Annotated in this window: 13 protein-coding genes and 1 pseudogene; 8 read left to right on the top strand and 6 right to left on the bottom strand. The window is 76.7% G+C overall.

Translation table 11 applies throughout. From position 1 onward, the window contains the following. Positions 1 to 1941: AAA family ATPase (locus ABEB16_RS01985; protein WP_345710597.1), on the bottom strand; the 1941-nt coding region annotated here is incomplete at its 3' end. A gap of 76 nt (positions 1942 to 2017) precedes the next feature. Here ABEB16_RS01985 and ABEB16_RS01980 point away from each other — a divergent pair. Continuing rightward, positions 2018 to 2848: an SDR family oxidoreductase gene (locus ABEB16_RS01980; protein ID WP_345710596.1), complete on the top strand. Its 831-nt coding sequence runs from the start codon at positions 2018 to 2020 to the stop codon at positions 2846 to 2848. A gap of 40 nt (positions 2849 to 2888) precedes the next feature. Here the strand turns inward: ABEB16_RS01980 and ABEB16_RS01975 are convergent, their stop codons facing one another. Together ABEB16_RS01975 and ABEB16_RS01970 are read right to left on the bottom strand one after the other, a co-directional pair. Next, complete coding sequence (locus ABEB16_RS01975) at positions 2889 to 3650, bottom strand: phosphotransferase (protein WP_345710595.1); 762 nt, start codon at positions 3648 to 3650, stop codon at positions 2889 to 2891. A gap of 61 nt (positions 3651 to 3711) precedes the next feature. Beyond that, a complete protein-coding gene (locus tag ABEB16_RS01970) occupies positions 3712 to 4395 on the bottom strand; it encodes a DUF899 domain-containing protein (protein ID WP_345710594.1) in 684 nt (227 codons plus the stop codon). 194 nt (positions 4396 to 4589) lie between these two features. Between ABEB16_RS01970 and ABEB16_RS01965 the strand changes: the two genes are divergently transcribed. The 5 genes from ABEB16_RS01965 to ABEB16_RS01945 all read left to right on the top strand — a co-directional run bounded on the left by ABEB16_RS01965 (position 4590) and on the right by ABEB16_RS01945 (position 8532). Next, positions 4590 to 5969 (top strand): DHA2 family efflux MFS transporter permease subunit, encoded by a 1380-nt coding sequence (locus tag ABEB16_RS01965; protein WP_345710598.1) that lies wholly within the window; start codon positions 4590 to 4592, stop codon positions 5967 to 5969. Between the two features lie 135 nt (positions 5970 to 6104). Beyond that, entirely contained in the window at positions 6105 to 6476 is a 372-nt protein-coding gene (locus tag ABEB16_RS01960) for a tRNA-dihydrouridine synthase (RefSeq protein ID WP_345710593.1), read from the top strand. Beyond that, positions 6476 to 7699, top strand: a complete 1224-nt coding sequence (locus ABEB16_RS01955) for a glutathionylspermidine synthase family protein (protein WP_345710592.1) — start codon at positions 6476 to 6478, stop codon at positions 7697 to 7699. Before ABEB16_RS01960 ends, ABEB16_RS01955 begins: the two co-directional genes overlap by 1 nt. 54 nt (positions 7700 to 7753) lie before the next feature. Further along, positions 7754 to 8170, top strand: coding sequence for a DUF350 domain-containing protein (locus ABEB16_RS01950; protein ID WP_345710591.1), 417 nt, complete (start codon positions 7754 to 7756; stop codon positions 8168 to 8170). A gap of 152 nt (positions 8171 to 8322) precedes the next feature. Then, positions 8323 to 8532 (top strand): hypothetical protein, encoded by a 210-nt coding sequence (locus tag ABEB16_RS01945; RefSeq protein WP_345710590.1) that lies wholly within the window; start codon positions 8323 to 8325, stop codon positions 8530 to 8532. Positions 8533 to 8590: 58 nt separating this feature from the next. Here the strand turns inward: ABEB16_RS01945 and ABEB16_RS01940 are convergent, their stop codons facing one another. Next, positions 8591 to 9145: a hypothetical protein gene (locus ABEB16_RS01940; protein WP_345710589.1), complete on the bottom strand. Its 555-nt coding sequence runs from the start codon at positions 9143 to 9145 to the stop codon at positions 8591 to 8593. Between the two features lie 167 nt (positions 9146 to 9312). Between ABEB16_RS01940 and ABEB16_RS01935 the strand changes: the two genes are divergently transcribed. Further along, the gene (locus ABEB16_RS01935; RefSeq protein WP_345710588.1) at positions 9313 to 10308 is read left to right on the top strand and encodes an NAD-dependent epimerase/dehydratase family protein; all 996 of its coding nucleotides are present in this window, start codon (positions 9313 to 9315) and stop codon (positions 10306 to 10308) included. A gap of 32 nt (positions 10309 to 10340) precedes the next feature. Here the strand turns inward: ABEB16_RS01935 and ABEB16_RS01930 are convergent, their stop codons facing one another. Beyond that, a complete protein-coding gene (locus ABEB16_RS01930) occupies positions 10341 to 11324 on the bottom strand; it encodes a hypothetical protein (RefSeq protein ID WP_345710587.1) in 984 nt (327 codons plus the stop codon). A 249-nt stretch (positions 11325 to 11573) separates the two neighbouring features. Between ABEB16_RS01930 and ABEB16_RS01925 the strand changes: the two genes are divergently transcribed. Continuing rightward, entirely contained in the window at positions 11574 to 12560 is a 987-nt protein-coding gene (locus tag ABEB16_RS01925) for a CARDB domain-containing protein (RefSeq protein WP_345710586.1), read from the top strand. Here the strand turns inward: ABEB16_RS01925 and ABEB16_RS01920 are convergent. Then, a pseudogene (locus ABEB16_RS01920) lies at positions 12532 to 12730 on the bottom strand (hypothetical protein); the annotation flags it as partial. The gene ABEB16_RS01925 and the pseudogene ABEB16_RS01920 sit on opposite strands and share 29 nt — an antisense overlap.

The following is a 12730-nucleotide window of genomic DNA, read 5'->3' as shown; positions in this document are numbered from 1 at the left end:
CCACGCCCGCGCGAGGAGGTCGTCGGGCACGTGCAGCCGGTAGGCCGGGTGCGGCCCGGCGACGACGCCGGCCAGCAGGGGAGCGGCCTGCGCCGCCCGGCCGGCCTGCGCCCAGGCCGTCACCAGCAGCGAGCGGCAGCGGAACCGGAACTCGTGACCCGAGTCCGCCAGCCCGGCCCACGCCTCGCGCAGCAGAGGCAGCGCGTCGCCGACCCGGCCCCCCGCGAGGGCCGCGTGCCCGGCGACGACCAGCCCCATCAGCCTCGCCGGGCCCGGCAGGTCCACCGAGGCGGCCTGCATCCTCCGGGCCTGCTCCTCGGCGCGGGCCGGTGTCCCGGCGAGGCGGTGCCCGAGCACCTGCAGGTCCGCGAGCCCGAACCCGGGGATGCCGGTGGGCACCCGGTCGGCGGTGAGCCCACCCACGACGGCGGCCTCGTCGAGCAGCCCGAGATCCCCGGTGACGGCGGCCGCCGCGGACACCGCGGAGGCGACCAGGATGCGGACCAGGCCGTCGGGCAGCTCCTCGTGCAACAGCTGCGGACCGCGGGCGAGCACGGGGGAGAGCTCGCCGACCGCGGCGGCCAGGGCCAGTGACATCGCGGCGACGTGGTGGGGCACCTCACCGGTGGCCCCGGCCGCGGCCAGCGCCCGGCGGGCCTCGTCGGGCCGCGCCATCGTCCACAGCAGGTTGCCGGTGCGGTGCAGCTGCGCCAGCGCGCGCATCCGGGCGTCCGGTGCGCTCGCGGCGAGGTCGGCGAGGATCGCCTCGGCCTCCTCGCCGCGGCTGAGCCAGGACAGCGCCGCGGCGTGCACCAGCCGGGCGGCGGGGTCGCCGGTGGCCGCCGCCGCGCGGGCCAGCTGCTCGGCCAGCGGCAGGTCGAACATCCGGGTCGCGGTCTCGGCGGCGCGCAGGAACAGCGCCGGTTCCGGGGGCAGGTCGGATCCGAGGACGAGCACGGCCCGCGGGATCGGGTCGGGCGCCGCGTCCAGGGTCTGCGCCACCAGCCTGCGCAGGCGGCGGGCGCGCAGCGCGCCCATGGTGGCGCGGCGGACCTCGCCGTAGAGCGGGTGCGCGAGCCGGGCGACCAGCCCGTCGGTGCGCACCAGGCCGCGGCCCTCGGCCTCCTCGAGGTCCGCGGGCGAGGTCAGCGCGGTCAGCGTGGCGACCGCCACCGGCTCGGCCAGCGCGACCAGGTCCACGACGTCCTGCACCTGCGCCGTGAGGCCGCCGATCTGGTGCTCCAGGAGGTCGGCCAGCCCCGGGGAGACCACCGGCTCGCTGGTCCACCGCCAGATCCCGGACGCCGGTGTGAACCGGCCCGCCGACACCTCCCCGGTCAGCAGGTGGCGCAGGAACAGCGGGCTGCCCTGCGTCAGGGTCCACAACCGGTGCGCGGAGGCCTGCTCGACCGGACCGCCGAGCACCCGGGCGACCAGGTCCGTGGTCCGGGCGACGTCCAGCGGGGCCAGGTCCAGGCGCGGTAGGTGCTCGTCCTTCCACAGGGACGTCACCGCGTCGGGAGCCGGTTCCCCGGCCCGCAGGGTGACGAGGGCCGGTGCCATCCGCCGCACCACCACCCGGTGCAGCACGATCGCGGAGTGCTCGTCGAGCAGGTGCGCGTCGTCGACGGCCAGCACCAGCGGCTGCTGCCGGGCGAGGGAGTCCAGCGCCCGGGCGATGGTCCCGGCGGCGTCGCCGGTCCGGACGTCGAGCAGGCCGGCGAACGCGCCGAGGGGCAGCGGCCGGGCTGCCGTGCTGCCGTGGGCCCACACGACGGTGGCACCCCGCCGCCCTGGGGCAGCCAGCGCCTCGCGGGCGAGCCGGGTCTTGCCGACCCCGGCCGGGCCCGCCACCACGATCCCCGCCGCACCGGGCCGGACCGCCGCCGCGACCCCGCGCAGCTCCTCGTCCCGGCCGGCGAGCGGCCACGGCCGCTCCACCGCACGAGGTTAGCGATCAGAGGTCGGGTACCGCACTACCCGACGCTGCCGGGGCGGTTCGCGCGAGGGTCGGTGCATGAGCACCCGGACCGTCCTCGTCACCGGCGCCGGCCGAGGCATCGGCCGCGCCACCGCCGTCCGCCTGGCCCGCTCGGGCTGGCGGGTGTTCGGCGGCGTCCGCACCGACGTCGCCGCGAAGGAGCTGGCCGCGGAATCGGCGCTGATCACGCCGGTCGAGCTCGACGTCACCGTCCCCGAGCACCTGGCCGCGCTCGACCGCGAGCTGCCCGAGCGGCTCGACGCCCTGGTCAACAACGCCGGCATCGCGGTGGCCGGCCCGCTCGAGACGCTGTCGCGGGCCGACGTGCACCACCAGTTCGACGTGAACCTCGTCGGGCCGCTCGCGCTGACCCGGGCCCTGCTGCCCCGGTTGCGCCGGGCGCGCGGGCGCGTGGTGTTCATCTCCTCGGTCAACGGCCGGGTGTCGTTCCCCTTCACCGGGATCTACAACGCCTCCAAGTACGCGGTCGAGGCCGTGGCCGACTGCCTGCGGGTCGAGCTGCGCCCCTTCGGCGTGCAGGTCGCCCTCCTCGAGCCGGGCGTCGTCGACACCGATCCCTGGCACGAGATGGACCAGATCCTCGACGAGCTCGAGGCCGGCCTCGACCCCGAGCACCGCAGGCTCTACGCGCCGCACTTCGCCGGTGAGCGCCGCCTCGTCGAGCGGATCCGCAAGGGCGCCGCACCGCCCGAGCGGGTCGCCGCCGCCGTCGAGCGGCAGCTGACCCGGCGGCGGGTGCGGCCGCGCACCGCGGTGGGCGCCGACGCCCGGGTGATCCTCGGGATGAAGACCCTGCTGCCGGCGTGCGGCCTCGACGCGGTCTGGACCCGCGGCATCGGGGTCTGAGCCCGGCGACCCCGTCCTCAGTCGCCCGGCGACCCGGTCCTCAGTCGCCCAGCGACCACAGCGCCCGGTGGTACGCGATGCGCTCCGCGTCCGGCTCGACGCCGTAGGCGGCGAAGTAGGCGCCGTCCCAGCCGGGGCCGTAGTTCCACTCCAGGCTCCACGACCCCACGGCCAGGTCGGCCCAGCGGTCGGCCACCCCCAGGCAGTCCAGGTCCACGTGCCCGGCCAGCTCCCCGTCGTCGCCGATGAGGGTGTTGGGGCAGCAGGGGTCGCCGTGGCAGACGACGAGCCGGTCGTGCGGCGGCGGCCCGGGGAACTCCGCCACCCGCTGCAGCAGGTCCGCGCGCCCGTCGGCCACCGCGCCCGCCCGGGCCCGCTCGACGCGGCCCGCGACGGACCACTCGAAGGGGCACCCCGCCACCGGCAGGCTCTCGTGCAGCAGCCGCAGCCCCTCGCCGAGGACGCGCACCGCCACCTCGGGCCGGGCCAGCCACCGCGGGTCCACGGCGCTGCGGCCCGGCAGGGCGGACGTCACCAACCACGTGCCGTCCTCGTCCCGGCCGGACCCCAGCACCGCGGGCACCCGCAGGTGGCGTCCCGCCCACGCCAGCCGCCGCGCCTCCTCCGCGATCCGCAACCGGCTGCCGGCGGGGGCCCACTTCACGAAGGCGCCCACGCCGACCACCTCGAACGTCAGGCCACCGGCCTCGTTGCGCCACACCGGCCGCAGCTCGCGATCCCCCGCCCAGCGGCGCAGCGCCCGCGGGACCCGCACGTCCGCCACGTCCGCACCCGGGATCACCGCACCAGCCTGCCAGCAGCGGGGCGCGCCGCCACCGCCCGCTCCCACCGTGGCGGCGGGCTCAGTACTCGTCGTGCAGCTTGAACCAGCCCGGCGGCGTCTCGTTGCGGCCCAGCGGTGCCCGGTCGAGCCACTGGTACATCGCCCACAGCGCGTCACCGCCGCGGGCGTAGGCGGAGTAGGTGTGGTGGACGGCGCCGTCCTGGATCGCGAAGGCGCTGATGCCGGGCAGGTCGTGCGGCCCCGTGCCCGGCTCCGGGAAGGGCGGCAGCTCGCGGAAGTTGTACTCCGCCCCCCGGGCGAGCTGCCCGTCGGTGAACGAGACCCCGAAGTCGTGGTTGAAGTCGCTGCCCTCCGAGGAGGCCCACTCGAACGTCCACCCCATGCGCCGCCGGTGGGCGAGCAGCTCCTCGATCGGTGCCCGGCACACGGCGGTGAACGCGACGTCGTGGTGCTCCAGGTGCACCACGGAACCGTCGAAGCCGTCGGCCATCGCCGCGCAGCTGGGGCAGGCGGGGGACATGTAGTGGTACACGAGCAGCTGGGAGCGGCCGCGGAAGAGGTCGGCCAGCGTCGCCGGGCCGCGAGCGGTCCGGAAGCGGTAGTCCTCGTCGATCCGGACCCAGGGCAGCCGGCGGCGCCGGCGGGCCAGCTCGTCGCTGCGCCGCGTCAGCTCCTTCTCCGCGGCGAGCAGCTCCAGCCGCTCGGTGCGCCACTGCTCGCGCGTCCCCACCCGGTGCGGCACGTCGTCCCCCTCCCGTCGGCGTCTGCGGACACCACGTGCCGACCGTCCCGGGGCGCGGAACTCATCGGTGGAGCCGGCGGCACGCCCCACCCGACCGCGCACCCCGCCGCCGCGGCGGTTACCGTCGCCGGGGCGGTGGCCGCGTGGAGGTGACCGCGTGGCGGACACCGCCGACGGAGGAGGTGCGCCCCGCGGTGCCCGAGCTGACCCGGCGGCGCAGGATCCTCGTCCTCGCCGTCTGCTGCACGAGCCTGTTCCTCGGCAGCGTCGACAACACGATCGTCAACGTCGCCCTGCCCGCCATCGGCCGCGACCTGGGCGCCCCCGTCTCCGGCATGCAGTGGGTCGTGGACTCCTACACCCTCGTGCTGGGCAGCCTGCTGCTGCTGTCCGGCTCCACCGCCGACCGGATCGGGCGCCGCCGCACCTTCCAGGTGGGGCTCGTGGTGTTCACCCTCGGCTCGGTGCTGTGCGGCCTGGCCCCCGGGCTCGGCTGGCTCGTGGCGTTCCGCGTCGTGCAGGCGGTCGGCGGCTCGATGCTCAACCCCGTCGCCATGTCGATCATCGTCAACGTCTTCCCCGACCCCCGCGAGCGCGCCCGGGCCATCGGGGTGTGGGGCGCCGTCGCCGGCCTCAGCATGGCGCTGGGCCCGCTGCTCGGGGGCCTGCTCGTGGACACCGCCGGCTGGGAGGCGGTGTTCTGGGTGAACGCGCCGGTGGGCGTGGCGGCGGTGGTGCTGACGGCGCTGTTCGTGCCGGAGTCGCGCGCCCCGCGCCCGCGCCGGGTGGACCCGCTCGGGCAGGTGCTCGTCCTGGTGGTGCTGGCGTCGCTGCTGTCGGGGCTCATCGAGGGCCCGCACCGCGGCTGGGCGTCGGCGCCGATCCTGGCGCTGTTCGCCGCGGCCGCAGCCGCCCTCGCCGGGCTCGTCGCGTGGGAGCTGCGCCGCGCGGAACCGCTGCTCGACGTGCGGCTGTTCCGCAACCCGCCGTTCGCCGGTGCCGTGGTCATCGCCGTGTGCGGGTTCGCCGCGTTCGGCGGGTTCCTGCTGCTCAACACGCTCTACCTGCAGGAGAGCCGGGGCCTCAGCGCCCTGCACGCGGGGCTGTGGACGCTGCCGATGGCCCTGACGGCGGCGCTGGTGGCCCCGCTGTCGGGGCGGATCGTCGCCGGCCACGGCCCGCGCTGGCCGCTGGTGGTGGCGGGTGCCGCGACGGCGCTGGCGGGGGTGCAGCTCACCGCCCTGGACGCCGGCGCGCCGCCGCTGCAGCTGGTCGCCGCCTACGTGGCGGTGGGGCTGGGGTTCGGGATGCTCAACGCCCCCGTGACGACCACCGCCGTGGCGGGCCTGCCCGCGGACCAGGCGGGGGTGGCGGCCGCGGTGGCCTCCACCAGCCGGCAGGTGGGGCAGGCCCTCGGTGTGGCGGTGCTCGGCGCCGTGGTCGCCGCCGGTCTGGCCGGTGCCCCGATGGCGGCCGGGCTGCCCGCCGCCAGCCACGCCGCGTGGTGGGTGGTCGCCGGCTGCGGCGTCGCCATCACCGTCCTGGGCGTCACCACCACGGGGCGCCGGGCCTGACGGCACCCGGGGCACAGGCCCTGACGGCACCCGTGGGCCGATCGGGGGCCCGACCGCCGGCCGAGGTGGACGCGCCCCGCGCGCGGCGGTAAGCAGGGCGCCGGTCGCCGCGGGTGCGGCGGGGGAGGGGGAGCGGTGCAGGCGCAGCGTCCGGTGCGGCGGCGGTCGGCGGTGGTGACCCTGTCGGTGACCGGGGTGCTCGCCGCGGCCGGGTTGGCGGCCTGCGGCGGTCCCGACGGCTCCGACGACCCCGACTACCGCGCCGTCTGCGTCGACGAGCGCTCCCGCGAGCGGCTGCCGGACGAGGACTGCGACGACGACCGCTCCGGCGGCTGGTGGTACCTCGGCCGCGGTGGCGTCGCGCCGGCCGTCGGGCAGCGCGTCGGCGGCGGCACCGCCCAGCCGCCGGAGGGGGCCCGGGTCGTCCGCGGCGGCGTCCCCGCGGAGGGCGCCACGATCACCCGCGGTGGGCTCGGCGGCGGCAGCGACTCCGGCGTGGGCGGCTGATGCGGCGGGTGGCGTCGCAGCCCCGCCCCGGCTGGCGGCGCACCGTGGAGTCGCAGGGCCTGGCCTACGCCGTCGGGCGCGATGCCGGGACCGGCGCCGAGGTGCCCTACTGGGACGAGAGCGCCGCCTACGAGTTCAGCGAGGACGAGGCCGACGAGCTGGAGGCCGCGACCGAGGAGCTGCACCGGATGTCGCTGGTGGCGGCGCGGCGCCTCCTCGACGACGAGCGGCTGCTGGCCTCCCTCGGGCTGCCACCGCACGCCGCGCCGATGCTGCGGCGCAGCCTGGAGGCGGGCGGGCCCTCGCTCTACGGCCGCTTCGACCTCGTCTACGACGGCAGCGCGCCGCCGGTGCTGCTGGAGTACAACGCGGACACCCCCACCGCCCTCGTGGAGGCCGCGGTCGTGCAGTGGTTCTGGCTGGAGGACGTGCACCCCGGGCGCGACCAGGTGAACACGCTGCACGAGCGGCTCGTGCGGTTCTGGCGCGGGCAGCTGCCCGCGTGGTCGGGGACGAGCGTGCACTTCGCCGCCGGGCAGAGCGAGCCCACCGAGGACTGGGTGACCCTCGCCTACCTGCGCGACACCGCCCGGGAGGCCGGCCTGCACGACGAGGGCCTGCGCGTGGAGGACATCGGCTGGTGGGAGGAGGCGGGCCGGTTCGTCGACGCCCGCGACCGGCCCATCGACGTCTGCTTCAAGCTCTACCCGTGGGAGTGGATGCTCGCGGAGCGCTTCGGGCCGCTGCTGGACGCCCCCTCCGCGGGCATCACGTGGATCGAGCCGGCGTGGAAGGCGCTGCTGTCGTCGAAGGCGCTGCTCGTGGCGCTGTGGGAGGAGTTCGAGGGGCACCCGATGCTCGTCCCCGCCGCGCTGGACGAACCGGACCCCGGGGCGGGCTGGGCGCGCCGCGGCGTCGTCAGCAAACCCGTGTACGGCTGGGAGGGGGCCGGGGTGCGGGTGCGGGCCGGTGCCCTGGAGGAGACCGCGCCGCCCGGCCACACGGCGGGGCAGCGGCTCGTCCACCAGCAGTACGCGGAGCTGCCCGTGTTCGACGGCAACCGCGCCCTCGTCGGCAGCTGGGTGGTCGGCGGGCGCGCCGCGGGCCTGGGGGTGCGGGAGTCCGCGAACCTCATCACCGACACGCGTGCCCGGTTCGTGCCGCACTACCTCGACGCGCCCCGCTCCACGCCCGAGCAGGTCGCCGCCTGGCTGGCCGGTTGAGCGGCCGCGCCCCGACGCCCAAGCACCCGAACACCCGGACCCGGAGGAACCCCCGTGCTCGCCAGCCTCGGCTACGCCACCGCCTACTCCGTCGTCGGCGCCCTGCTGCTCGCGGTGGGGTTCGTCGTCCTCGACCTGCTCACCCCCGGCAAGCTCGCGCACCACGTGTGGGTGGGCCGCTCGGTGAACGCCGCCGTGGTGCTGGCCTCCGGCTTCCTCGGTCTCGGTCTCGTCGTGTTCGCGGCGATCTGGACGAACGCCGAGGCCGGCTTCGGGGCGGCGCTGGGCTGGACCGTCGCGTTCGGGTTGCTCGGGGTGGTGCTCCAGGCGCTGGCGGGGGTGGCCCTGGAGGTCCTCACCCCCGGCCGCACGCGGGACCTGCTCGTCGAGCGGGAGCTGCACCCGGCGAGCCTGGTCGTGGCGGCCGCGCAGCTCGCCGTCTCCCTCGTGGTGGTCGCCTCCATCTGGTGACGGCACCCGGGGCGCCGGGCCTGAGGGGTTGTGCCGATCGGGTGAGGTCCACCACAGCCGGGAAGGAGGACCCGCACCGGGGACGTTCAGCCTGCTGCGGACGTGCCGGCGCGGGCACGGCGCACCCCTCGCCCCGGCCGAAGGAGCACCCCATGAACGCCGTCGTCGTCAACGCCCTGCGCGACGCCGCCGAGGACCACCGCGTCGACCCGTCCGGTCGCACCGTCACCATCCACCTCGACAGCGGCTCCAGCGTGACGGGCCGGGTGCTCGCCGTGGAGGACGGTGCCGCCTACGTGCAGCCCGCGGGCGCCGAGGGGCCGGCCGTCATCGACCTGCGCGAGATCGTCCGGGCCGGCTGATCCCGCGGCGGTGCGCTCCCGCCCCGCGGCCGGGAGCGCACCGCGTCGCCGGTGCCCGTCAGGCGCTGGTGTCCAGCAGGAAGCCCTCCTCCACGCCCGTCGAGCCCGTCGAGGCGGACACGCCGCCGTCGGCGAGCAGGCCCAGCAGGTCGGTGCCGGAGCGCAGCTTCGCCAGCAGGCCGTCGGCGTCGGTGCCCAGCAGCGAGGCCAGCGCGTCCAGCCCCTCCTGCTGCTTGTCCGTCAGGGTGCCGCTGAGCACACCGGAGTCGTCGCGGCGCCCGTGGTGCCCGCCGGGCGGCGGGGGCGGGGTGGGCAGGCCCTGCTGCGCGGCGATCTTCTCGGCCACCGCGGTGGCGTCGACACCCTGCGGGGCGTCGGCCGGGGCACCCGCCACCAGCGCGCTGACGAGGTCGTCGTGCGAGACGCCCTTGCCGGTGGCGATGTCGTCGAGGCTCTGGCCGCTCTTCAGCGCGGTGGTGATCTCGTCCTTCGTCATGCCCAGCAGTTCCGTCACGGCGTCCAGCGGGTCCTTGCCGCCCGCGCGGGGCGGGCGCTGCTGCTGCTGCACCGCGGAGGTCTGCCAGCCGCTGGTGGTGGCGCTGATCGTGGTCATCGGTCTCCCTTCCCGGACCGGCTCTCGGTCACGAGGGGTGGATCGGCTCCCGGGGCGGGGTGCGGCAGCGCCGGAGCGCGGGTCACACGGGATGCACAGGTTTCTGGGCCGGTTCACAGGTCCGCCGCCCGGAGGTGGACCGGACCGCTCCGTGGTACCCAGGGCCGGTGACGACATCGAAGGTGCTGTTCATCGGCGGGACCGGGATCATCAGCTCCGCCTGCTCGCAGCGGGCCGTGGAGCTCGGCTGGGACGTGACCCTGCTCAACCGCGGCGGCACGACCGCCCGACCGGTCCCCGAGGGCGCCCGGGTGCTGACCGCGGACGTCCGCGACGGCGCGTCGGTGCGGGCCGCGATCGGCGACGAGGAGTTCGACGTGGTCGCGGACTTCGTGGCCTTCACCCCCGACCACGTCGTCGCCGACGTGGAGCTGTTCACCGGCCGCACCGGGCAGTACGTGTTCATCAGCTCCGCCTCGGCCTACCAGACCCCGCCGGAGCGGCTGCCCGTCGTGGAGTCCACCCCGCTGCGCAACCCGTTCTGGCAGTACTCCCGCGACAAGATCGCCTGCGAGGACCTGCTGGTGCGGGCGCACCGCGAGGACGGGTTCCCCGCGACGATCGTGCGGCCCTCCCACACCTACGACCGCACGCTGGTCCCGCTGGACGGCGGCTGGACGGTCCTGGACCGGATGCGGCGCGGTGAGCCCGTCGTCGTCCACGGCGACGGCACCTCGCTGTGGACGCTGACGCACCACACCGACTTCGCGAAGGCGTTCACCGGCCTGCTCGGGCGGCCCGCCGCGGTGGGCGACGCCTTCCACATCACCTCCGACGAGGTGCTCACCTGGAACCGGATCGCCCTGGACCTGGCCGCCGCCGCGGGCGTGGACGACCCGCAGCTGGTGCACGTCGCCTCCGACGCCATCGCCGCCGCCGACCCGGGGTGGGGCGCGGGTCTGCTGGGGGACAAGGCGCACTCGATGGTGTTCGACAACTCCAAGGTGAAGGCGCTGGTGCCGGACTTCACGGCGACGGTGCCGTTCCGCCGCGGCGCGCAGGAGATCGTCGACTGGTACGACGCCGACCCGGCGCGCCGGGTGGTGGACGCCGAGCGCGACGCCCTGCTGGACCGGCTGGTGGCGCGCTACGGGCCGGCCTGAACCGGGGCGAGCCGACCCACCCCCCGCGCGGCTCAGCCCCGCACGGGGTGCAGCACGGCCTCCAGCCGCACGACGCCGGCGCCGTGGGTGGCGTCCAGCTCCTCCTGCAGCGACTGCCGCGCCACCAGGAAGTACCCCACCACCTCGCCGGTCACCACGTCGATCGAGCTCTGCAGCAGGCCCTCGCGCCGGTCGAGGTCCGCCTGCACGGTGAGCAGGTCCGCGTACGCGCGCCGCGCGGTGCTGACGCAGAGCGGTCCGCCCCACACCTCGCGCAGCGCCTGCTCGGCGGCCGCGACGTCGCCGGTGGTGCTGACGTTGAGGACCTGGTTCGCGGGGTCGAGGGCGGGGTCGTCCTCGGGGTCCGGCCGGGGTTCCCCGGACACCGGCGGTGCGTCGATCCAGCTGCCGCCGTAGCCGTCGAGGCGCTCGGCGCGGGTGAGGGCGGCCTGCAGGGTCTCCTCCGTCGCCCGCGCCGGGTCCGGTGCCCGCCAGCCGCCGGCGGGTTCGGGGCAGGGGGAGTCGAAACCCGCCGCCGGGTCCCGCGCCACCGGCAGCAGGTCGCCGGCGTCCCCGGGCAGCCGCGGGGGTTCGGTGAGGGTGAGGGTGCCGTCCTGCTCGGTGGTGCCGGCCAGGGTGCCGACGACGACGAAATCCCCCCACGTCGTGCCGTTCTGCGACTCGTGGCTGCCCGCGGGCAGGGCCGCCCAGTCCCAGCCGGCGAGGTCCAGCCCGCTGCACTGCGGTGGGTAGGAGGTCGCCACCGCGTGGCACAGCTGCGGGCCGTGGTCGGGGCTCTGCAGCACCGTGCCGAGCGCGGCGTAGGGGCCGGTGTGGTCGTCGGGCACCAGGTCGGGGTTGCCGAGCGAGATGCCGCCGGCGGCCGGTGCGCCGTCGCCGGCGGTGGCCCCGGTGCCGGTCGTGGTCGCGGTGGTGTCCCCGGGGTCGGCGGCGGGGGTGGCGCGCCCGGTGGCGCAGGCGCCCAGCAGGGCGAGGAGGAGGGCGGCGGTCCCCACGGTTGCGCCGGACCTGGCGGTGTGCGGCCTCATGGTGCTCGGACGCGGGCGCGCCGGGCGTGGTTCCGCGCCGGTGGCCGCACGGTCCGTCGTCACCCGTGGTGACGCCGTCACCCGATCGGTTGCAACTAATTGTGCGAAAACCCTCACGCTGTGTGCCCGTCCCGGGCACAGTGGAGCCACCGGACCGGTTCCCGGCAGCCCAGGGGGGTAGGGGAGCGGTCACACCGTCGAACACCGGGGGAGATCGTGAAGCGGACGACCCGCGTCCTCAGCGCGGCGGCGGCACTGCCCGCCGCCGCCGTCCTGACCTGCGGCACCGGCACCGGCAGCGCCACCGCCGCCCCACCCGCACCCGACCTCGTCGTCACCGCCGTCGGCTGGGCGCCCACCGACCCCGTGCCCGGCTCGCCGGTGCAGTTCCGCGCCGAGATCCGCAACGCCGGCACCGCCGCCACCCCCGACGGCGTGATCCACGGCGTGCAGTTCAAGGTCGCGGGCGTCACGACGAGCTGGTCGGACACCTGGACGTTCTCCCTGGCCCCCGGCGACAGCGTCCTGGTCACCGCCAACTCCGGCCCCACCGGCAGCGCCACCTGGCGGGCCGTGCAGGGCACCCGCACCGTCACCGCCGAGGTCGACGACGCCCGGCGCATCGCCGAGTCGGACGAGCGCGACAACACCCGCAGCCGCACCCTGACCGTCCGGCCCGCCAGCGGCAGCGGGGCCGTCGCCAGCGTCGCCCGCACCGCCCGCGCCGCCGACGGCTCCACCGGCCTCGTCGTCGACCACTGGCTCGCCGCGCACAACCACGCCACGTTCGTGCAGGCCGCCGTCACCGGTGAGCTGTTCGGCGCCTGCTACCGCAGCACCGACCAGCGGCAGGTCCCCGGCACCGAGGTCAGGTTCCGCACCGCGACCGTCGGCAGCACCGCACCCGAGGTCAGCGGCCCCACCGAGGACCACGTGCTGCTGGACCCCGTCGCCGCATCCACCACCTCCACCCGCGCCCGCGTCGGCGTCTCCACCGTCCCGCTGCTGCGCCGCTACTACGGCGACCCGGCGCAGCTGGGCTGCCCGCGCGGTTCCGCAGGGGCGTTCTCCCGCTGGCACGTCACCCGCGTGGAGTCGGTGCGCTACCTCGCCGGCAGCTCCGACCAGGGCGTCCACGCCACCGGCACCAGCAGCCGGCCCGTCGCGCTCGACCTCAGCCTCGCGCCCGTCCCCGCGCCGTAGCGGGACCGGGCCCCCCACCCGCCCGCGCACCGGCCCGCTGGCCCGGCACCACCCCCGGTGCCGGGCCCGCCGCCCGGCCGTCACCGCTGACCCGGCCGTCACCGCTGACCCGGCCGCGCCCGAGCCGCTTGGCCGCGTAGAGCGCCGCGTCGGCGTCGGCGTACAGCTCC

It is taken from the genome of Kineococcus glutinatus (assembly GCF_039542765.1).
Classification (GTDB): Bacteria; Actinomycetota; Actinomycetes; order Actinomycetales; family Kineococcaceae; genus Kineococcus_A; species Kineococcus_A glutinatus.
Note: the sequence above shows the minus strand (reverse complement) of the source record. Positions and strands in the feature narration are given on the sequence as shown.